Source organism: Actinomadura sp. 6N118 (assembly GCF_044326415.1).
Classification (GTDB): domain Bacteria; phylum Actinomycetota; class Actinomycetes; order Streptosporangiales; family Streptosporangiaceae; genus Spirillospora.
Map to the genome: position 1 here is coordinate 85973 of NZ_JBIRAZ010000025.1, position 21295 is coordinate 107267.

Here is a 21295-nt window from a genome sequence, read left to right on the forward strand (position 1 = left end):
GCTCGAACGCGTGCTGATTTCGGAACTATGGCGTTATCCGGTGAAGTCCTTGGGCGGCCAGCGAGTGACCAAACTCGAACTCGGCCCCCAGGGCGTCATCGGCGACCGTGCCTTCGCCCTGCTGGACGCCCGGACCGGCAAGGTCCTCACGGCCAAGCGCCTCCCCACCCTCCTACGCGCCCGCGCACGCCTCCGAAACAACGGCGCCGAAATAGTCCTCCCCACAAGACGCGTCCACAGCTCAGACCCCGCCGTCGACCTGGTACTGAGCGCCTGGCTGGAACGCCCCGTCCACCTCCTCCGCACCCCCACCCAGAACGCCCAGGTCGAGGAGGACAACGGCTCCACCTTCGAGCTCCCACCCTGGGGCTTCGTGGACGAGTCCCCCCTCCACCTCCTCACCCGCAGCACTCTCCGCAAGGCCCGCCAATGGCACCCCGAAGGCGCCTGGGAGGTACGCCGCTTCCGCCCCAACATCGTCCTGGAAGCCCCAGACGACATCGAGGGCCATCTAGACCTAGGCGAAGCCCAAATCCACATCACCGGCGCCTGCCGCCGCTGCGTCATGGTCACCCAACCCCAAGAGGGCCTCCCGACCGACCGCGCCATCCTCCGCGCCATCACCACCCAAGCCGCCGCCACCCTAGGCGTCTACGCCACCATCACCCGCCAGGGCACCATCTCCCTGGGCGGCAAGGCAAAGACCGCCGCCCCCGCCCTAGCAGAATCAACCGCCCCTGCCTCGTGACGTGCTCGGAACCCCGCTCACCACCTTCTGACCTGCCCGGGAGACGTTTGAACGACGTTCCGACGACGCCAGGAAGACGCGCACCTGTTTCTCTTCACCCATCCGAATCGAGAGAGAAACGAGGCACAAGGTGCGACACGTCATCAAGAGTCTGCCCGGCGGCAGAGCAGGCAAGAGCGCGGCCATCGGAATGGCCGTGCTCGCCGCCGCGACCTTCTCTCCAGTTGCTTGGTCCGACGCCGTCGCGCAGACCCCGCCCGCGCCGATCCCTGCCACCGTCGGTGAGCCCACCACCAAGGGAATCAAGGCCCCTGGCGTCCGTCGCATCATGCCGAAGCACGTCTCCAACAAGTGCCTCACCGTCCATGGCGCAGGCGGCAGAGGCGCCAAGTTGAACCAGTACACCTGCGTCGGGCGAGGCAACCAGAAATGGGAGCTCGTCCCGGTCAGTGCCCCGCTGCCCACTTACACGCTCCGCCCCCAGCACCGAGCCGGGCTGTGCCTGTCGGTTCCAGGTGGGAAGTACAAGAAGGGTGTTCAGCCCGTCGTATGGAGCTGTAACCGCGCCCAGGACCAGATGTTCTGGATCACCTGCGGCGGCAAGGGGAACACGAAATGCGAGATTCGGCCGTACTCTCGGCCCGGCCGCGGCCTGTGCCTCTCCATCCGGGGTGGCTGGAAATCGAACAACGCCCCCGCGATCCTCTGGCGATGCAGCAAGGCCAAGGATCAGAAGTTCGATATCCGATAGCGGAACGGTCCGCGCCCCGGCTCCGGGGCGCGGACCGTCCCGTCCGCTGCTTGGGCGCTCAGAAGCCGGTCGGTTTGGGGATCCCTCCGGGGGCTTCGCCGGGCGACAGGCCCTTGGGCCGTTCGTAGTCGACCGCCTCGCCGACCTCCACGTGAGTGGGGTCGAGGACGCGGCGCAGGAACAGCTTGGTGCGCTCGTGCTGCGGTTCACCGATGACCTGGTCCGGCGGGCCCTGCTCGACGATCACGCCGCCGTCCATGAAGACGACGTGGTCGGCCACTTCGCGGGCGAACGCCATCTCGTGGGTGACCACGAGCATGGTCATGCCGTCCTGCGCGAGCTTGCGCATGACCGTGAGCACGTCCCCGACCAGTTCCGGGTCGAGTGCCGAGGTGGGCTCGTCGAACAACATCAGCGCCGGGTCCATGGCCAGGGCCCGGGCGATGGCGACCCGCTGCTGCTGCCCGCCGGAAAGCTGGGCCGGGAAGCTGTCGGCTTTCTCGGCGAGCCCCACACGTTCCAGGTTGGCCCGCGCGGTCTTCACCGCCTCGCTCTTGCCACGCTTGAGCACCCGGCGCTGCGCGATCGTGACGTTGTCGAGCACCTTCAGATGCGGGAACAGGTTGAACTGCTGGAAGACCATGCCGACCTTGCGGCGTGCGGCGTCGATGTCGACGTCGGGGTCGGTGAGTTCCTCGCCTTCGACGAAGACCTTCCCGCCGGTGGGCTCCTCCAGCAGATTGACGCAGCGCAGCAGCGTGGACTTTCCCGAGCCGGACGGGCCGATGATGCAGATGACCTCTCCGCGCTCGACGGTGAAGTCGATGCCTTTGAGGACCTCGTTGTCACCGAACGACTTGTGCAGGTCGCGGATCTCCACCATGTGGTTCATCGGGTCACCGTGCCTTTGCCTGCCGTGATTCCAGGCGGCGCACCAGGAAGCCCAGCGGGATCGTGATGGTCAGGTACGCGGCGCCGGCGGCGATGTAGGGCGTGGTGTTGGCGACGGTGTTGGACAGGCTCTCGCCGAACTTGGTCAGGTCGTACTGGTCGGCGGTGAAGCCGAGCACGAAGACCAGCGAGGAGTCCTTGAAGAGCAGCACCAGCTCGTTGGTCATCGGCGGGATCACGATCCGCAGCGCCTGCGGAATGATGATCGAGATCATCGCGCGGGTCCGTGACATGCCGAGCGAACGCGCGGCCTCCAGCTGCCCCTTGGGCACGGCCTGGATGCCCGCCCTGATCGTCTCCGCCATGTAGGCGGCGGCGACCAGGCCGAGTCCGACGGAGACGCTGAAGAACACGCCGCCCGGCGGGTTGGCCATGTCGGGAAACGCGATCGGGACACCGAAACCGACCAGCAGCAGGATCAGCAGCGCCGGCAGGCCCCGGAAGATCTCGATGAAGACCAGGGCGAACCACCGGTACGGCAGCACCGACGACAACCGCATGAGGCCGATGACCAGGCCGACCGCCAGGCCGACCACGTAGGCGGCGAGGGTGTAGAGGATGGTGTTGATCAGCGCGGTGCCGAACAGGCTCCCCCACCGGCCGTCGAGCTTGTCGAAGTCGAGGAAGTACGTGTTGATCGCGGACCAGTCGGCCCCGAAGATCACACCAATGACGACCAGGACGAAGACCGCGTACTGGATGTAGAGGCTTATCTGGCGCTTGCGGCGAGGGCTGAGCCCGGTCCTGCGGGGGGTCTTCCCCGCAGGACCAGGCTCTTGCACGGTTGTCGTCATTGCGACGTCATCAGCTCTCTGCGGGCTTGGACTTCGGCTCGGACCCGACCCACTGCTTGTACAGCTTGGCCCACTCGCCGCTGTTCACGGTCTCGGTGATCGTGTCGTTGATGGTCTTGAGCAGCACCGGGTTGCCGCCCTTCTTGACGGCGAAGCCGTACTGGGCGCCGGTCGGGAGCTCCGCCGCGACGGTGAACTTCGAGGAGACGTCGCTCTTCTTCAGCCACTCGTTGACGACCGGGGTGTCCTGCAGGACGGCGTCGATCTGGCCGGAGACGAGCGCCAGGCGCTGCTTCTCGGAGTCCTTGTACTCCCTGGGCTTGATGCCCTTGGTCTTGGCCATCTCCAGGCTGGTGGTGTCGGCCTGGACGCCCAGCTTGAGGTTCTGCGACTTGACGTCGTCGACCGTCTTGGCCGTGACCCCCTTCTTGGTCAGCAGGGTGATGACCTCGGGGTAGTAGGGCCGGGAGAAGTCCAGGCTCGCCTTGCGCTCGTCGGTGATGGTCATGCCCGCGGCGGCCAGGTCACAGCGGCCCGCGTTGAGGGCCGAGCCGCCCTTGATGGCGGCGAAGTCGATGTTGACGATCTCCTGGGTCACGTTGAGCTTCTTCGCCACCAGGTCGATCATGGAAACGTCGAAGCCGACCGTCTTGCCGCCCTGGTCGAACTGGAACGGCGGGTACGGCAGGTTGGTGCAGACCGAGAGCTTGCCGGCCTTGACCGGCTTGAAGGCGGCGGCGCCGCCTGCCTTGTCTCCATCTCCCTGCTTGTCAGCTGACTCGCCACAGGCGCTCAGCGCCAGGAGACCGGTCAGGGCAAGCGCGGCCGTCGCGACAACGCCACGGCGCAGAGAACCAGTGATCACGGGTCCCCCTCCAGTTCGAATCTAGGTCGGACCTTCGCAGATCCGGAGGTCAATGGCACATTTTGGCCTACACCAGGCACTATCTGGATTAAGGCTCCGAAACAATCGGACAACACTGCAACCCCGATTGGGAAGATCACCGTCATACGAACGCGCCGCGTAAGATAGGTATCACGCTGTGACGTCTTGGTGATGGCCGCCACCTCACAGTTCAAGGTTGGGCGCGGTCAGGTGTGGCACAATCGGACAACGGGTGACCCCCGTACGTCGCGAGATGCCCAACACGGTGACGGCTACCAGACCGCACCTACGCGGCGGCATCGCCCGCAAAACCCATTCTCTGACAGGGGTCGCTGTGGCTGCTGAGCCCATTCCCAACGAACCACTCTCCTATGACGACGATCCGGCCTTCCCGCTGCACCGCGGCGGCAAGCTCGAGGTCCGCTCGACCATCCCGGTGCGCAACAAGGACGATCTGTCCCTGGCGTACACGCCCGGGGTCGCGCGGGTGTGCACGGCCATCGCCGACCACCCGGAGCTGGCCTACGACTACACCTGGACCTCGAAGGTCGTGGCGGTCGTCACCGACGGCACCGCCGTGCTGGGTCTGGGCGACATCGGCCCCGCCGCCTCCATGCCGGTCATGGAGGGCAAGTCGCTGCTGTTCAAGGAGTTCGCCGGGGTGGACTCGGTGCCGATCGCACTGAGCACGACCGACGTCGACGAGATCGTCGACACCGTGATCCGGATGGCGCCGAGCTTCGGCGGCATCAATCTGGAGGACATCAGCGCGCCGCGCTGCTTCGAGATCGAGGACCGGCTGCGGGAAGCGCTCGACATCCCGGTCTTCCACGACGACCAGCACGGCACCGCCATCGTGGTGCTGGCGGCGCTGACGAACGCGGCGCGGCTGATCGGCAAGCCGCTGTCGGATCTGCGCGCCGTGGTCGCCGGGGCGGGCGCCTCGGGCATCGCGGTCTCCCAGATCCTGATCAACGCCGGCATCGGCGACATCGCGCTGTCCGACAGCAAGGGCCTCATCTACGAGGGCCGGGACGGCCTCAACCCGATCAAGCAGCGGATCGCCGCGATCACCAACCGATCGCATCTCAAGGGTTCCACCGAGGAGGCGCTGCGCGGCGCCGACGTGTTCATCGGCCTGTCCGGGAGCACCGTGCACGAGTCGTGCATCGCCACGATGTCGGACACCGCGATCGTCTTCGCGTTGTCCAACCCCACTCCCGAGGTGCAACCCGAGGTCGCGCGCCGGCACGCCAAGGTGGTCGCCACCGGCCGCAGCGACTTCCCCAACCAGATCAACAACGTGCTCGCGTTCCCGGGCATCTTCAAGGGCGCCTTCGAGGTGCGGGCACACTCCATCACCGAGAACATGAAGCTCGCGGCGGCCACCGCGATCGCCGACATCGTGAGCGACGACCTGTCCCCCGACTACGTCGTCCCGAGCCCGTTCGACGAGCGCGTCGCGCCCGCCGTCACCGCAGCCGTGGCCGCGCAGGCGCGTGCTGATGGCGTCAGTCGCATCTGATCTGGACGTCCGTACATCTGATCTGAGTGAACGGCCCGTGATCCCTAGGCTGGGGTCACGGGCCGTGATCGTCTGCTAGGCATGCGTGACGAGCGTGAAAATTCCGTCATGTCGGGTACGTCGCGATCAATTTGTCGGTAAATGCTCTCGGGAGCCGCACAATATTTCATATTCCGAGTAGACCACTTCGTTCTCCGGGTGGGCGGAGGTGTAATACTCGACAAGGGGGAATGACACCTACGATTCGCACGATCAGGTCGACTCCGTCAGGAGCGAACGTGGACCTCGCCTCTTACGCAGACCTGGCGATCGAACTCGTGAACACGCAAGACTCGCAGGCGGACAATCTGCGTGACCTCGACGCGCTGCGGGAGCTGCTGGTGATCCGGCCCCATCTGGGCGGCCGGGTCGCACACCGCGACCTCGACGCCATGCGCGAACTGCGCGCCCAGCTTCGCGCCATCTTCGTCTCCGCGGTGGCCGGTGACGAGGAGGACGCGATCGAACGGCTCAACTCGCTGTTGATGCACCATCCGGTCCATCCGCAGCTCTCCGCCCACGACGGACATCGCTGGCACCTGCATCTGAACGAGGGCGGCTCGATCCAGGACCGGTACGCCGCGTGGGCTGCCATGGGGCTGGCCATCAAGGTGAGCGACCGCGGGCTCGACCGGCTCGGGATCTGCCGTGCCGACGACTGCGAGCGGGTGTTCTTCGACACGACGGCCAACAAGTCCCAGCGTTACTGCTCGGACCGCTGCGCCGGACGGCCGAGCGTGGCGGCGGCCCACCATCCGTCCCGTACGAGCGCCCGGGCGACGATCGACCCCGGATTGATCGACACGGCGGTGCCGGCCCAGCGGCGGGCCGCTCAGCAGGACGGGCGGAAGACCGAGACCCGCGACGGCGGCCAGTAACACGCGACCACCCGTCCGATCACGAGTTCGTCGGGCACCGCACCCCAGTTCCAGCTGTCACGGCGACCGCGCGCCCGCTGGTTGTCGCTCTCCAGCCACCAGCCGTCGCCGTCCCGGAATGTGGCGCGCTTCACGGTCAGCGTGTCCGGCTGTTCCGGATGGCGCGCCACCACGAGGTCGCCGGCCGTCACCCGGCCGCCGCGCCGCACGACCAGCGCGTCGCCCGGACGCAACGCGGGCGCCATCGAGTCCCCGGTCACCGCGACGACGCGCCACGGAATGCGAATCACCGCTCCCCCCATGACCTCGGATTTGCCGGCTTGCCCGCATGCCTTCCGCATTCGCGGATACAACAGGCCGGTGAGGGCCCCCACATGGGACGACCGCGGGTTCGGGTCCTAGGCCCAAAGACCGAGCGCCCTGCCCATACGCCCTCCAGGCCACAAGAGTAATGTCGGTGGCCTGAGCATGATCCGATACGAGGGAAGGGAAACGCAGGTGCTCGTCAACCTTCTGCGTCCGAAGACAACGGTCTCCGCGCACTGCGACCTGCCGTGCGGGGTTTATGACCCGGCGCAGGCACGCATCGAGGCAGAGTCCGTCAAGGCGATCATCGAGAAGTACGCCGCCAACGAGGACCCGGCCTTCCGGGCCCGGGCGATCCAGATCAAGGAGCAGCGCTCCGAACTGGTCAAGGAGCACCTCTGGGTGCTCTGGACCGACTACTTCAAGCCGCCGCACTTCGAGAAGTACCCGCAGCTGCACCAGCTGTTCAACGAGGCCACCAAGCTCGCCGGCGCGAGCGGCACCAAGGGCAGCCTCGACGTCAAGGTCGCGGAGGACCTGCTGGGCAAGATCGCCGAGATCGACAAGATTTTCTGGGAGACCAAGCAGGCTTGACCATCCGGGAACACCTGCTCAACTCGCCGTAAAAAGGACTCGTCGGGAGTCGCTAGCCTGTCAGGCATGATTCGGGCTGCGACTCCTGACGATGTCCCCACCATCCTGCGGCTCGTGCGCGAGCTCGCGACCTACGAGCGTGCTGCGGACGAGGTGAAGGCGACCGAGGCTGACCTGCGGAGCAACCTCTTCGCCGCCGAGCCGAAGGCCTTCGCGCATGTCGCCGAGCACGAGGGCGAGGTCGTGGGTTTCGCCTTGTGGTTCCTGTCGTTCTCTACATGGCTCGGCAAGCACGGCATCTACCTCGAAGACCTCTACGTCAGCCCCGATGTGCGCGGGCACGGGTACGGGAAGGCCCTCCTGACCGAACTCGCCCGCATCGCCGTGGAGCGCGGATACGGGCGAGTCGAATGGTCGGTGCTCGACTGGAACACGCCGGCCATCGGGTTCTACAAGTCGCTGGGCGCGGCGCCGCAGGACGAGTGGACCGTCCACCGGCTGACCGGCGAGCCGCTGCGGGCGCTCGGCACCGCAGAGCGCAACTGACCGCGCAGCCCGCCTGACCGCGCAACCCTCCTGACCTCAGATCGCGCTTAGCATGACGGTCGGGTCAGCCCAGCGTTCGTTGGGAACGAGCGGATACCAGCCGGGGCGGCCGGGGTCACGGTCGTACGGATAGCCCCCTAGCTCGCGGTACAGCTCGACGTACTCTGCGACCTTGTCACGGTCCAACCGCACCCCCAGGCCGGGTCCCGTCGGCACCGGGATCCGGCCGTCCACGTACCGCATCTTGCCGCCTTCGATCACGTCGTCGGCGAGGTGATGGTAGTGCGCGTCCGCGGCATAGGTCAGGTTGGGCAGGACCGCCCCCAGGTGCAACATCGTGGCGAGCTGGATGCCCAGCTCGCCCGATGAGTGCACCGAGACCCCGACCTGGAACGTCTCGCAGATCCCGGCCGCCTTGATGCAGGGACGGATGCCGCCCCAGAACGTCGTGTCCAGCAGGACGACGTCGGCGCTGCGGCGCAGCACGTTGGTGGCGAGCTGTTCGAAGTTCACCACGACGGTGTTGGTCGCGAGCGGTACGTCGACGCGTTCGCGGACCAGGCGGAGCCCCTCCAGCCCGAGAACGGGGTCTTCGAGGTAGTCGTTGTTCAGATGCTCGATGGCCTTGCCGAAGCGGATGCCCTCGTCCATGCTCAGCACCGCGTTCGGGTCGTACCGGAGCCGGTCGTCCGGGAACGCCTCCGCCAGCGCCAGGTAGCACTCCAGCTCGTACCCGGGTGGGAACACCCCGCCCTTGAGCTTGTGGACCGAGAACCCGTGCTCCTCCTTGAGCGCATGTGCGTGCGCCACGAGCTGCTCGGGCGTGCGGACCTCGCCTGTGTCCTTCCCGGGATACCGGTAGAAGAGGTACGAGGCGAACGGGACCGTGTCCCGGATCTTGCCGCCGAGCAGGTCGTACGCGGGGACGCCGAGGTGCTGGCCGATGAGGTCGATACAGGCGAACTCGATCGCCGCCAGCATCTGCGTGCGGTTGTTGTAGAGGCTGGCCGTCGGGTTGGCGATTTTGAAGCGGAGCGCCTCCAGCTCGAACGGGTCGTGGCCCTCCAGATAGGGCGCCAGGGCACGGAACGCGTCCTCGGCGCTCTGCCCGCCGCCGCCCATCTCGCCCAGCCCGACCAGCCCGTTGTCCGCCTCGACCTCGACGATCGTGCGGATGAAGCGGCCCCAGTGGGCCCCGTTGCTGTGCAGCAGCGGCGCTTCGAGGGGCACCGCGACGGTGGTGGCCCGGATGTCGGTGATCTTCATCTACGCGTTCCCCTTCACCGTGACGGCGACGATCCCGCATGCGGGCAGGCGGACGACCGCGGTGCCGTCCCGGACCGGCACTTCCTCGACGTCACGGCCAAGGCCGGAGTCGACGAGGGCACGGCGGAGCCCGGGCAGCCGCAGTCCGGCCTCCACGGGCCCGTCGGCCAGCGACTGAAGCCGGACGACCAGGTCGCCGTCCACCCGGCCGATCGAGGTGATCAGTACGTCCGGATCGTCGACCGAGACGAAGGTGCCCGTGGCGGCCGCCTCGTTCTCACCTGTCGCGAGGGTCGCCACGAACGCGTCGGTGAGCCCGGCGGCGGTCGCCGCGCCGAGCCGCCGTCCCGGTACGCCGCCCGTGGCCGATGCGACGGCGTACCGGAACGTCGTTTCCCCCGACTGCTGGGACGGGAAGTTGGTGTCCCAGATGTTGTTGAGCGCCCAGGAGTAGACCGTGGACGGCTCGACATCGAGTGTCGGTGGGAACGGCGCGTACGGCATGTGGATCGAGCCGAACTGCACCAGCGGTGCCTCCAGCGTCGCCCACGCGACCGTAAGATCAGCGTCTTCGAACGCGGTCCAGTGCCTGATAGGCCGCATGTGCTCGGCGGATCCCGGCACGCTCGGCACGTGGGTGCCGCCGACGCCGCCCGTGAGCTCCCACACCGACGGCGGCCCGCCGACCGCGAACGGGAAGGAGAAGAAGACCGCCTCCTTGGCCGCCGTCGGCTGCTTGCCCAGCTGGAAGCGCAGGTCGAGGCGCGGGACGCCCGCGTACAGGTCGATCGTCGTCCGCAGCCAGTCGACGCCCTTGCCGGTCAGCTCCACGACGAGCCGTTCTCCCGCGGGCGTGCGTTCGCACCTGACCACACCGGCGTTCCTGCCGATCGCGCGGTCGCCCAGGAGCGTCTTGTCGTGCACGAGCATGTGCCCGGACAGGTGGTTGAAGTGCGGCGCGGTGGCGTACCGGTCGTAGATGTACTGCCCGAAGCCCGCCGCCGCGTCGGCGTTCACCAGCTCGCGGCCCGCGACCTTGTCGAAGACCGAGCTGAGATATCCCTCGGCGAGGTCGTACGTCACCCGGTAGTACTCGTTCTCGATCATGCCGTCGCGGCCCAGATTGATCGGCTCAGGTGCGGGCGCCTCACCCCGGATCACGTCCAGCCGTACGTGGCCGAGACCCGGCACATCCGGGACGACGGCGTCCAGGTGCCGGCCGATCGGGCGGGTCGGCCACTCGTCCGGGTCGACCTCCTCCTCGCGGTGCGGCACCGGCTCGCCGGTCCGGGCGTCCACGATCGTGATCGGGACGTCCACGGCGACCACGTCGCGGGGCAGGAACGCCCGCGCCACGTCGGTACGGGCGAACGTGCCCGGGTTGACGACGACGAACGAGGCGAGCGCATCCGGCGAGGCGCCCTGCGTTGAGCCGAAGCGGCGGGACCCCGCCTGGAGCAGGTCGAGGGCGTCGTCGTACGACTGGTAGCCCACGGCGGACTTGCGGGTCCACTGCAGGCCGCCCGAGTCGCCGCCCTCCTCGGCGTCCTCCCAGGGGTTGGCGGCGCCCCAGGTGTGCTCGTCGAAGAGCGCGGCCTTGTCGTACGCCTCATCGACGCCGTCAGCCGTCGCCCCGGCCAGGGAGTGCAGGGTCTCAGCTGCGCGCAGCACGTTCTGCGCCCGCCGGACGTAACCGAGCGGGCGGGCGCCGGAGCCGAGCCCGTCGGCCCACCAGTCCGTCCAGTCGCCCTCGTGGACCTGCAGCTGGTCGAGGTGGTGCTCCTCGACGTGCTCGAAGAAGTCGGCGTTGGTCGCCATGCGGAGCCGCGGGTACGCCCACGTCTCGTTCCACTTGCGCGCGATCTCGGCGGGCATGATCGACGGCCCGGCGTTGTCGGCGTGGGCGCCCTGCACCCGCAGATGCACCGCGTCCAGCACGTCGGGCGCCTTGGCCGCGCCGACCTGGCCGGGCGCCGCATACCAGCCGAACGTGCCCGGCCCGTACGGATAGGGACGGTCGGCGAGCGAGCCCAGATAGCGCGGCAGCAGGTCTTCGGCCAAGTCGTAGCCATCGACGAGGCCGACGGTGTTGCCCTCCATGTAGGCCATGCCATGCGGGGTGTCGGTGAACCACACGAGCAGCTCGCGCCCACTGGGGGCCCGCCACCGGAACGGCCGGCCGAGCTTGTCGCCGCCCGTGATGTACGGGACGGACCGTCCAGCCCAGTTGTGCGCCGCCGCCAGGTAACGCACTCCGGCTGCGTTGAGCGCGTCCACGACACCCACGACCGCGCCCGGGATGTCGGTGTGCATCGCCGACCGCACATCGATGCCGTACGACGAACGAAGCCGTTCAACGAAACGCAGTTGCCGGTAGAGCTCCTCGACCGAGCACGCCTCCGTGTGCAACTGCATCGGGAAGGCGGTGACCTCGATCTGGCCCGCACGGCTCCGTTCGGAGAACTCGGCGACCAGGTCCTCGGGCCGGGTCGCCAGCCAACGCAACGCCGGCAGCGACGATTCCACCGACCAGCGGAAGCGTGCGTCGTCCGGCCAGTCCGCGGTCTCCTGGGCGAGCCGCAACGCCGCATCCAGATAGTCCAGGTGGTGGCGCAGCACCGTTCCCTGGGTATCGGTGTAGCCGATGTCCAGGTGGGAGTGGTGAACGACGAAGACGTTCCACTTACGCTGCGGCGTGACGTCGAGCGGCGCGGCGCCGACGAGCCCCGCGACGTCGCGTACGCGCAGCGTCAGCCGCCGCGTCTCGGCGACCTCCGGCACGAGCAGCGTCGCACGCCCCTGGTCGTCCGTCCGTCCCGTGGCGACGCCGGAGCCGTCCTCGTCTTCGAGCGCGAGGTCGAGCCCGCCGGCGGCCTCACCGGTCACGTCGATCCGTACGACCTGCCGGAGTCCGCCGTCGCCATCCCGCTTGAACAGCGGCAGCACGGCGGCACGGACCGCCAGCCCGCGCACTGCGAGGACCTCGACCGAAGAGTCCTGGCGCAGCGCGTCGCGGATCCCGTCATAGTCGGGTGATCCGAGACTGGCCTGCAACAGACGGCTCGTCATGTTTCCCCTAAAACAAATGAGAGCTGAACAAATAAGAGCTGGTTGAGAAAAAGCCGATCAAAGCTGGGCGATGGAGAGACCCCTCGCGAACAGGCGCTGTGTCGCCAGGAAGAGCACGACGGTCGGCAGCGACACCACGAGCCCGGCGGCCAGCGCGATCGGCACGGGCGTGCCCGCGTAGACGTCGCTGGTCAGCGCGGCGATCTCCGTCATGACCGGCCGCGCGGTCTCCGACTGCGTGAGCGTCAGCCCGAACAGCAGGTCGTTCCAGGTGAACGTGAACTCGAAGATGAACACCGCGGCCAGCGCCGGCCACGAGACCGGCAGGAAGATCCGCAGGAAGACGCGCATCGTGGACGCGCCGTCCATGCGCGCGGCCTCGAAGATCGAGACCGCCACACCACCGTAGAAGTTGCGCATGACCAGCGCCGCGAACGGGATGTTGATGGCGAGGTGGATCAGGACCATGCCGAGCCTGGTGTCGTACAGCGGGGTCTTGCTGTACCCGACGAACAGCGGCACCAGCAACATCTGGAACGGGAAGATCGACCCGCCGTAGATGAGCATGAACCATGCGAAGCCGTATTTGAGCCGCAGCACGACGATCGCGTATCCGGCGAGCGCACCCAGCAGCACGGCGAGCCCCGGCGACACCAGCGCGTAGAGCATCGTGCTGAACAGGCTCTGCGCGATGTCGGTGCGCTCCCACACCTCCGCGATGTTGTCGAACAGCGCGAAGCTGCCGGACGGCTTGATCGCGTCGGAGGGCTGGTACTCGTCGGCCGGCCGGAACGCGTTCGCCAGGATGAGGTACGTCGGGAACAGCCAGATCAGCCCAAGCCCGGCCAGCACGGCCCGGCGCAGAATCGCACTGGTGGCGGTGGCGCGCATCAGTGGTCCTCCTTCCCGATCTGGCGGCGCATGTAGGCGTACGAGGCGAGCCCGGTGACGGTGGTCAGCAGCACCGCGACCGCGGAGCCGTAGCCGTACTCGTCGGCCACGAACACGTCGCGGTACATGGTCACCGCGAGGGTCTCCGACGTCCGGCCCGGACCGCCCTGGGTCATCACCCAGACGATGTCGAACGTCTTCAGGCTCGCCACCAGCGCCAGCCCGACCACCACGGTCGTGAGCGGGCGCATCAGCGGCCAGAGCACGTGCCGGAACAGCCGCCAGCCGGAGGCGCCGTCGATCCGGGCGGCCTCGATCGGCGCGCGCGGGATCGACTGCAGGCCGACCACGAACAGCAGCATGTTGACGCCGAGCTGCTGCCAGGTCCACACCCCCAGCATGGCGAAGGTGTTCTCCGGCCCGTCGTTGAGGAACGACATGTCGCCGCCCGGCATGCCGAAGAAGGTCAGTGCCTGGTTGGCGACGCCCTCGGGTTGCAGGATGAAGCCCCAGACGAGGCCGAGCCCGGCTCCGGACATCGCGTACGGCAACAGGAACGGCAGGCGGAACCAGGGACCGCCCCTGATGTCGTACGAGAGCACGGCGACCAGCAAGCCCAGCCCGACCGGAAGCACCGTCGTGCCGGCCACCCACAGCAGGGTGTTGCGGATCGAGGTGATCAGCGCCTCGTCTTCGAACAGGCGGGTGTAGTTGTCCAGGCCGATGAACTCCGGCGATCCCAGGCCGTCGTAGCGGGTCAGGCTCAGCCAGGCCGTCCACACGAACGGCAGGTAGAGCAGGACCGCGACGAGCAGGAGCGCGGGCGAGACGTAGGCGTAGCGCAGCCGGCCGAACAGTGCGTAGGAGCCGCCGGGCCGGTGCGGGCCGGACCGGTGGCCGCCGCTCCCGGCACCGCGGCGCTTGGTGTGCGCCGCGGCCGGCCGGGACGGCGAGGTGGCGGGGGCCATCAGTTTCCTTGGGTCTTCCAGTACTGGTCGTTGGCCTTCTGGATCGTCTCCAGCACCTTCATGTAGGTGTCGGGCTTGACCGTGAAGCCGCTGAGGCCGTCGAGCGCGGCGGTGAGCACCGGGGCGGGAGCCGCCTCGAAGTACCGCTGCATCAGCCGGTAGTCGCCGCCGGCCGCGTCCTTCGTGATCTTGCCGAGCTCAGGCTGGGCGATCTTCACCCGCGGGTTGCCGGAGACGTCGCCGCGCGAGTTGGCCCACTTCTCCTGGGCGGCGGGGGTGACCCACCACTTCAGGAACTTGGTGCTGGCCGCGGGGTCCGGGGCCTTGGTGAGCGAGCACAGCGGCCCGCTCTCGAAGACGAGCGACGTCTTGGGCAGCGAGGGGTTGACGTTGGGGATGAAGAAGAACCCGTAGTCCTCGCCGAGCTTGAGCTGCCGCTGAGTCATGCTGGTGTTGAACCAGGTGCCCGAGGAGACCATGGCGGCCTTGCCGCTCTTGAAGTGGTCGGCCGGGTCGGCCTTGTCGCCGGGGTTGCTGAACCACCCGGCGTCGATCATCGTCTTCCACCGCTTCATGACGTCCACGACGCCCGGGTCGGTGTAGGAGGCCTGGCCGGTGCCGAGCTTCTCGTACAGGTCCGGGTTGGTGCCGACGAGAAGCTGCTCGAACCACACGAACGAGAACAGCGAGGTCGGCGTGGTGTGGTTGAACGGCGTCTCGCCCTTGGACTTCAGGGTCCGCGCGATGTTCTCCAGCTCCGCCCACGTGGTCGGGGTCTTGAGCTTGTACTTCGCGAACATCTTCTTGTTGTAGAACATGCCCCAGTAGGCGGTGTTCAGCGGGACGCAGTACTGCTTGCCGTCGATCGTGTAGTACTTCGCCAGATCGGCGGACAGGTCACCGCTCTTGATCGCCGCCTGCCAGATGTCGGTGGTGTCGGCCACCTGCTTCTGCTTGACGATCTCGGTCAGCCGGCCGCCGGTGCTCCAGGTGAACAGGTCCGGCTTGACCTTGGTCCGGAACGAGGCCTTGATGAACGCGGTGTAGGCGGGCTCGTCGGTGTAGCCCACCGGCTTCATGCCGAGCCCGATCTCCGTCTTCGACTGGGCCCCCATCTGGTCGAAGAACTGCGACCAGGCTCCCTTGTCGTTGTAGAGCTTGATCTCGGACTTGGACCCGCCGGAATCATTGCCGGACGAGCAGCTCGCGAGGGCGAGCATCGCCGCGCCGGTGGCGAGCGCGGTAACCCGCAGACGCATCGACGGCATCATGGGGCCTCCTAGTCGGGGGTGGGACGAGGGGTTGGCTGTGGAGCCGCCGGCCCTGCGCGGGCGGACGGCCTGGGTGGAACGGGGTGTCAGGTGGAACGGGGATGTCAGATCAGGTGAGTCTGGCTTCGATGACGCTCTTCACGTCCAGGAGGTGGGAGCGCATGAGCTCCTCGGCTCGCTCCGCGTCGCCCGCCTCGATGGCACCGAGGATCGCCCGGTGCTCGTCGTGGTCGCGGGCCCGGTCATCGAAGATGCGCAGTATCTCCCGCTGTTCGGCGGCGTGCACCGAGAGCAGCGAGTCGATGACCTCGTTCAGCACCTCGTTGCCCGCGGCCTTGGCGGCCGCCCGGTGGAACGACCGGTTGGCCTGGTCGAGCTCGGCGTCCGCGCCGTCGAGGTGGCAGCCCGCCTCGTCGAGGACCGACCGGAGGGTGGCGAGGTCGGAGGGGTCGGCCCGGCGGGCGGCCATCGCCGCCACCGGGGGTTCGATGAGCAGCCGGGCGTCCAGCAACTGCAGCAGCTGGTCGCCTTGGAGCTCGCGGACGTTGGGATTGGGCATGACGACCCGTTCGAGGTCGGCACCCACATAGATGCCCGAGCCGTGCCGCATCTGGACCGCGCCGGTGGCCTCCAGCCGGCGCAGCGCCTCGCGCAGCGTCGGGGTGGTCACGGCGAAGCGCTCGGACAACTCCCGGGCCGAGGGCAGCCGGTCGCCGGGACGGAGCCCGCCGGACCGGATCAGCTCCAGCACGCTCTCGGTGAGCGCGTCGGAGAGACTGGGCCGGGCCACATCCTGAGCCATCGACTACCTCGTTCGCAGAAGAAGTTAAGTCATCTAATCACTTGATGTGCTGCGGTGTCCAGCGTTCACGAGACCCGCATCCGACCGGGATCCGCATCCGACACTGCCAACCCCCGGCGCAGGGCTGCGCGCTGACCTGCGAGAGCCTCGCGCGCAACGGCGGCCGAGAGCACACCGTCGAAGCCGTGGTAGACGTGCGGCATGTGATGCAGTTCGGTCGGCACCCCGGCCTGGATGAGCCGCAGGGCGTACGCCAGGTCCTCGTCGCGCAGCGGATCGCCCTCCGCGACGAGCATGTACGTGGCCGGCAGCCCGGACAGATCCCCGGCACGCGCCGGAGCCGCGTAGACGGGCGCTTGGCCGTGATGCGGGCCCAGGTAGTGCCGCCACATGTGCCCGACATCGCCCCTATTGAACAGCGGAGGCTCGACGAAGGCCCGCATCGAGGGCGTGTCCATCCGGTCGTCCAGAACGGGATAGATGAGCAGCTGGAACACCAGCGGCGGCCCGTCCTCGTCCCGGGCGCGCAACGCGATCCCGGCGGCCAGGCCACCGCCCGCGCTCCCGCCGCCGACGCCGATCCGGTCCGGATCGACGCCGAGCTCCGCCGCGTTCTCGCGCACCCACACCGTCGCCGCGTAACCGTCGTCGAACGCGGCCGGGAACGGATGCTCGGGCGCGAGCCGGTAGTCCACGGAGACGACCACGATGCCCACCTCACCGGCGAAATCCAGGCAGCGCACGTGCTCGTTCTCCAGGTCACCGGTGACGAAGCCGCCGCCGTGGAGATAGACCAGCGCCGGCACCGGCCCTCGCCGCTCCTTCGGCCGGTAGATCCGGACGGGCACGGACCCCCCGGCCGGGTCGGGGATCTCGCGATCCCCGACCTCGACCCGGGCGTCGGACACCGGCTCCGACAACACCTCGACGAGCGCGCGCATGGCGTCCCGTGCCTTGGCCGGGTCGGCCAGGCTCACGTACGGCATGTCGGCGAGGGCGTCGGTCAGCTCGGGATCCATCGGTGTCCTTCTTTCTCAGCCGCTGACTCTCTCAGCCGCTGACTTTTCTCAGCCGGAGACCGGGAGGTTGACGAAGCGCGGGCGGTAGATGCTGACGTTCTTGTAGTTGTCGTTCTCCGCGCCCTGGGTGGTGTCGAGGCTGTTGACGTTGTACGACACGACGATGTTGTTCGTGGTCGTCATCGAGGCGTGGGCGTGGGCGTTGTAGGTGTAGATGTTCGGGTTGCCGGCGCCGGTCTCGGGGGTCCGGTAGACCGTCTTCTCGTCGGTGAACGGCCCGGCGGGCGAGCAGGAGAGATAGGTGTCGATCTCGGTGCTGAACGCGTCCTTGGTGTCCTGGGTCAGCAGGATGTAGAAGTTGCCGCGCTTGGACACGCTGAACTCGTTCGACACGCCGCTCAGCATGCGGACCGCGGACGCCTCCGACGTGGAGTCGAAGTTGCCGCTCGTGGTGCGGTAGGTCCACGTGCCGCGCAGGTCGGTGCCGGAGACCCGGGCGATGTAGAGGTGCTTGCCGGAGGTGCCGAGGTCCTCGGTGCCATAGATGTAGGTGTAGCCGCCGTCCCTGAGGAGCGCCGAGCCCCACATGATCCCGCGGCTGGAGGGCAGGTCCGTCACGGAGGTCGGCTGGTTGAGGTTGCTCGTCGAGAAGCGGGCGAGCACGTTGCGCTCGAACTTGAGGTTCCAGGCGCCCCCGACCCAGTACTCCCGGTAGGGCTGCTGCACCTCGCTGCCGTTCACGGTCATGTCGCCGGCCCAGTAGACGTGCGAGGCGTCACGCGGAGGCAGGAGCGCGGTGGGGTTGGCCGTCGTGCCACCGTGCGCGGTGGTCATCGCCCCGCTGGTGGACCGCACGACGAAGGTGTTGTTGGGGAACGGGGTGGTGCCGCCGTCGGCGATGGTCAGCGGGCGCGTGCCGCCGTTGACCTCGCCGAGGAAGGTGTCGGAGAAGCCGAAGACCGTCCGGCCATCCGGCAGCTTCACCGAGTAGGTGCTGTCGGCGCCCGTCCAGTCGTCGAGCCGGGCGTTGCTGTTGCCGTACGTGGTGAACGAGTTGTTGAGGGAGGTGTGCTGGGAGGCCGTGCCGAAGGTCGGGGCCGCGGCGCCACCGCATACGGGGGCGGCAGCAGCGGAGGCGGGTGGGGCGAGGAAGAAGGTGGCCAGAAGCGCGGAGGCCACCGTGGTTCGGGCAGCGTGCAGGGTCAATGGACGCATGCGAAAACTCCTTGTGGGGGTGAAAAGGAGATCTGTGGGGGTGGACGGAGATAAGGCGTAGACGGAGATAGGGAGAGGTGGACGGGGATGAGGAGATCTAGAGGTCGATCGCGGTGATGTGCCAGCGGCCGAGGTTCGCCACGTACGCCGTGGTGCCCTTGAACGCCAGGTTGGTGGGGTGGCACAGAAGGTGGGCGGTGGGATCGTCGGCGACCACCTCGACGTCCCCATCTGTGTTCTCGTCGGGCCGAACTCGCAGCACCTTGCTGGGCTCGTAGCAGGCGACATAGAGGAGGCCGTCGGGGCCGAAGGCGATCCCGTCGGGGACGGTGCCGGGGAGTTCGACGACGGTGCTCCGCTGCCCCACGCTGCCGTCCGCGCGGATCTCGACGCGGGTGACGCCGGGCATGAACGACTCGACGACATAGAGGGACGACTCGTCCGGCGCGAGCGCGAGCCCGTTCGCGAACGCCATCGGGCGTTCGTCCCAGACCTCGCCGGTACCGTCCACCTCGTACCGGAACACCGCGGGCCCCGGCTCGTCCAGCTGGCGGCTGTCGGAGACGTACATCCGGCTCTGCGCGTCGAACACCGCGTAGTTGGGGTTGCGGAACCGGTGGCCGCCCGCCCCGTCGGCGAACAGCTCCACCTTGCCCGTGGCCAGGTCGAGCCGGAACACGCCGGGATGGACGATGTCGCAGATGAACAGGTAGGAGGCGGTCGGGTCGAACGCGATGCCGAGCACGAAGCCGTTGGTGGTCGCGATCTGCTCGATCTTCGTGCCCGCCGGGTCGATGCGGAAGATCTGACCGGCCTCGCCGCCGCACCAGATGCTGCCGTCCGCCGGGTGCACGGCGACGCCCTCGGGGTGGTCCAGCCGCGGGCTGGTGAACAGTCCGTCGAAGAACACTCGGGTGCTGGTCATCAGACCTCCGGCAGCGCTGCGGGGTTGCGGGCGAGCAGGCCGCCGTCGACGCGGTGCTCGGCCCCGGTGATGAACGAGGAGCGCGGCCCGGCGAGGAACGCCACCAGCTCGGCGACCTCCTCGGCCCGCGCGACCCGGCCGAGCGGGTGGGCGCGGCCCCACTCGGCGACCTGGTCGTCCTGGCTCGTGCCGCCGCGGAACAGGTCCGCGGCCCAGCGCAGCATCGGGGTGTCCACGGAGCCGGGGCACACCACGTTCGCCCTGATGCCGTCGGCGGCGTGATCCAGGGCCATCGCGCGGGTGAGCCCGTTGATGGCCGACTTGCTCGCGGTGTACGCGGCGACCCGGTCCTGGGAAGCGAAGGCCTGGACCGACGACATCGTGACGATCGTGCCGCCGCCCCGCCGCCGCAGCTCGGGCACGGCCGCCTTGCAGACCAGGAAGACACCCTTGAGGTTGACGCCGAGCACCTCGTCCCAGAGCTCCTCGGTGGTGTCCTCCACGGTGCCGTACCGCTGGATGCCGGCGCAGGTCACCACGGTGTCGAGCCCGCCGTGGCGTTCGACCGCCAGCCCGACCAGACCATGCATCTGCGCGACGTCGGTGACATCGGCGACGACCCCGGTGACGTCGTGTCCCTTGTCCCGGAGCTGCGTTTCGGCCGCCCGCACCGACTCCTCGTCCAGCCCGCAGAAGACCACCGCGGCGCCATCGGAGGCCAGCCGTTCGACCACGGCCCGGCCGATCCCGAGCGAACCTCCGGTCACGACGGCGACCTTGCCGTCGAACTCCCCGCTCACTTAGCCTCCCTGCTCAATGTCTCGCCCTGCTCACCCTGGCCGTGCTCATCCTGCTCAATTTCTCGCTCCGTTCAGGGGCCGCTCTTCGTCGATGACGCTCGCGCGCAACCACAGCGGCTTGATCTCGTGCGGTTGCAGTGTGAGCGCAGACCCGTTCCGCACCGCCTCGGTCAGTCCCTCGGTCGGGTGCCCGGCGAACGGCTCCAGGCCGACCACGTAGGCCCGTCCCCACCAGGGATGATCTCGGGAGGCTCCCAGCTCGCGCCACACCCAGAGGTGCCGCAGCACGGTCGCGTCCCAGCCGACCCGGAGCCCGAGCCCGTCCACCGGATCGGTGATCTCGTACCAGCCGTCCGGTCCGAAGCCGGTGAGGTAGTGGATGTCGCTCGGCCGGCCGTAGTCGGGGACCACGGTGAGCTCCTTCTCGGTGACCACGGGATCGGACTCGACCTCCGGCGGCAGCCGGATCCGGTGCCCGGGGAGCAGGAACGGGGCGCCGAAGACGATGTGGTGACCCCACATGACCTCCAGCTCCACCCCGGACTCGTTCGTCAGCTCCTCGTCGATGAGGAGCTCGGGCCGCCCGCAGACCAGCCGGAACGTCTTCGTCACGCGCAGCGGCATCCGCCGCGCACGCACGCTCAGCCGCACCGCGATCTCGCCCGGGTCGTCGGTCACGATCTCGACGTCCCACGGCAGCCCGGCCACCTCGCCGTGCTGCGCGAGCGCCGCACCCCGGTAGGTGCTCGGCAGGCCGCCGTTGGGCAGCACCTCCTGCCAGCCGCCCTCGTAGTGGTCGAGGAAGGCCGCCACGTCGTCGGAGGCGCCGCCCGCCACGTCGCGGGGGTTGCGGATCCCGTCCGGCGCCAGCCAGACGAAGTCCATGTCCCGCCGCTTGTAGCAGAACTCGGCGACGTCACCGCCCTTGTCCGCCAGCACGGTGACCCGCAGCAGTTCGTTCTCCAGCACCACGGCGCGCAGGCCGAACCAGGTGATCTCGTGCAGCCGGGCACCCCAGTTGCGGGCCGGGCGGTGACGTCGGTGACTCATC

The 21295-nt window shown here is 68.3% G+C and carries 21 protein-coding genes; 6 read left to right on the forward strand and 15 right to left on the reverse strand.

The window, feature by feature from the left end:
• Positions 1–10: 10 nt before the first annotated feature.
• Positions 11–748, forward strand: coding sequence for an MOSC domain-containing protein (locus ACH34W_RS44845; RefSeq protein WP_395967340.1), 738 nt, complete (start codon positions 11–13; stop codon positions 746–748).
• A gap of 130 nt (positions 749–878) precedes the next feature.
• Positions 879–1499: an RICIN domain-containing protein gene (locus tag ACH34W_RS44850; RefSeq protein WP_395967341.1), complete on the forward strand. Its 621-nt coding sequence runs from the start codon at positions 879–881 to the stop codon at positions 1497–1499.
• A 58-nt stretch (positions 1500–1557) separates the two neighbouring features.
• On the opposite strand, the gene ACH34W_RS44855 is transcribed toward ACH34W_RS44850, so the two are convergent.
• Genes ACH34W_RS44855 through ACH34W_RS44865 form a run of 3 tightly spaced genes read right to left on the reverse strand, consistent with a single transcriptional unit; the run spans position 1558 to position 4109 of the window.
• Entirely contained in the window at positions 1558–2391 is an 834-nt protein-coding gene (locus ACH34W_RS44855; RefSeq protein WP_395967342.1) for an amino acid ABC transporter ATP-binding protein, read from the reverse strand.
• A gap of 4 nt (positions 2392–2395) precedes the next feature.
• Positions 2396–3244, reverse strand: coding sequence for an amino acid ABC transporter permease (locus tag ACH34W_RS44860; RefSeq protein WP_395967343.1), 849 nt, complete (start codon positions 3242–3244; stop codon positions 2396–2398).
• A 10-nt stretch (positions 3245–3254) separates the two neighbouring features.
• Positions 3255–4109, reverse strand: coding sequence for an ABC transporter substrate-binding protein (locus ACH34W_RS44865; RefSeq protein WP_395967344.1), 855 nt, complete (start codon positions 4107–4109; stop codon positions 3255–3257).
• Between the two features lie 355 nt (positions 4110–4464).
• Between ACH34W_RS44865 and ACH34W_RS44870 the strand changes: the two genes are divergently transcribed.
• A complete protein-coding gene (locus ACH34W_RS44870) occupies positions 4465–5655 on the forward strand; it encodes an NADP-dependent malic enzyme (protein ID WP_395967345.1) in 1191 nt (396 codons plus the stop codon).
• Between the two features lie 278 nt (positions 5656–5933).
• Positions 5934–6572, forward strand: a complete 639-nt coding sequence (locus ACH34W_RS44875) for a CGNR zinc finger domain-containing protein (protein ID WP_395967346.1) — start codon at positions 5934–5936, stop codon at positions 6570–6572.
• On the opposite strand, the gene sodX is transcribed toward ACH34W_RS44875, so the two are convergent.
• Positions 6527–6862, reverse strand: a complete 336-nt coding sequence (gene sodX, locus ACH34W_RS44880; RefSeq protein ID WP_395967347.1) for a nickel-type superoxide dismutase maturation protease — start codon at positions 6860–6862, stop codon at positions 6527–6529. The genes ACH34W_RS44875 and sodX overlap by 46 nt on opposite strands.
• 208 nt (positions 6863–7070) lie before the next feature.
• On the opposite strand from sodX, the gene sodN reads away from it, so the two are divergent.
• Positions 7071–7472 (forward strand): superoxide dismutase, Ni, encoded by a 402-nt coding sequence (sodN, locus tag ACH34W_RS44885; protein WP_392591179.1) that lies wholly within the window; start codon positions 7071–7073, stop codon positions 7470–7472.
• Positions 7473–7538: 66 nt separating this feature from the next.
• Positions 7539–8018, forward strand: coding sequence for a GNAT family N-acetyltransferase (locus tag ACH34W_RS44890; RefSeq protein WP_395967348.1), 480 nt, complete (start codon positions 7539–7541; stop codon positions 8016–8018).
• A gap of 36 nt (positions 8019–8054) precedes the next feature.
• Here the strand turns inward: ACH34W_RS44890 and ACH34W_RS44895 are convergent, their stop codons facing one another.
• The 11 genes from ACH34W_RS44895 to ACH34W_RS44945 form a co-directional block, all read right to left on the reverse strand.
• Positions 8055–9284, reverse strand: a complete 1230-nt coding sequence (locus ACH34W_RS44895; protein WP_395967349.1) for an enolase C-terminal domain-like protein — start codon at positions 9282–9284, stop codon at positions 8055–8057.
• On the reverse strand, positions 9285–12353 hold the full coding sequence (locus ACH34W_RS44900) for a glycoside hydrolase family 38 C-terminal domain-containing protein (protein WP_395967350.1): 3069 nt from the start codon (positions 12351–12353) through the stop codon (positions 9285–9287). It abuts the gene before it with no gap.
• Positions 12354–12410: 57 nt separating this feature from the next.
• Complete coding sequence (locus ACH34W_RS44905; protein ID WP_395967351.1) at positions 12411–13244, reverse strand: carbohydrate ABC transporter permease; 834 nt, start codon at positions 13242–13244, stop codon at positions 12411–12413.
• Positions 13244–14212 (reverse strand): carbohydrate ABC transporter permease, encoded by a 969-nt coding sequence (locus ACH34W_RS44910; RefSeq protein WP_395967352.1) that lies wholly within the window; start codon positions 14210–14212, stop codon positions 13244–13246. Before ACH34W_RS44910 ends, ACH34W_RS44905 begins: the two co-directional genes overlap by 1 nt.
• Positions 14212–15471 (reverse strand): ABC transporter substrate-binding protein, encoded by a 1260-nt coding sequence (locus tag ACH34W_RS44915; RefSeq protein WP_395967353.1) that lies wholly within the window; start codon positions 15469–15471, stop codon positions 14212–14214. Before ACH34W_RS44915 ends, ACH34W_RS44910 begins: the two co-directional genes overlap by 1 nt.
• A 121-nt stretch (positions 15472–15592) precedes the next feature.
• Entirely contained in the window at positions 15593–16285 is a 693-nt protein-coding gene (locus ACH34W_RS44920; RefSeq protein WP_395967354.1) for a FadR/GntR family transcriptional regulator, read from the reverse strand.
• Positions 16286–16350: 65 nt separating this feature from the next.
• On the reverse strand, positions 16351–17304 hold the full coding sequence (locus tag ACH34W_RS44925) for an alpha/beta hydrolase (RefSeq protein ID WP_395967355.1): 954 nt from the start codon (positions 17302–17304) through the stop codon (positions 16351–16353).
• A gap of 48 nt (positions 17305–17352) precedes the next feature.
• Positions 17353–18519, reverse strand: a complete 1167-nt coding sequence (locus ACH34W_RS44930; protein WP_395967356.1) for a DUF5005 domain-containing protein — start codon at positions 18517–18519, stop codon at positions 17353–17355.
• A gap of 97 nt (positions 18520–18616) precedes the next feature.
• A complete protein-coding gene (locus ACH34W_RS44935) occupies positions 18617–19444 on the reverse strand; it encodes an SMP-30/gluconolactonase/LRE family protein (protein WP_395967357.1) in 828 nt (275 codons plus the stop codon).
• Positions 19444–20244 (reverse strand): SDR family NAD(P)-dependent oxidoreductase, encoded by an 801-nt coding sequence (locus ACH34W_RS44940; protein WP_395967358.1) that lies wholly within the window; start codon positions 20242–20244, stop codon positions 19444–19446. Before ACH34W_RS44940 ends, ACH34W_RS44935 begins: the two co-directional genes overlap by 1 nt.
• Positions 20245–20298: 54 nt before the next feature.
• Entirely contained in the window at positions 20299–21294 is a 996-nt protein-coding gene (locus tag ACH34W_RS44945) for a DUF4432 family protein (protein WP_395967359.1), read from the reverse strand.
• Position 21295 lies beyond the last annotated feature (1 nt).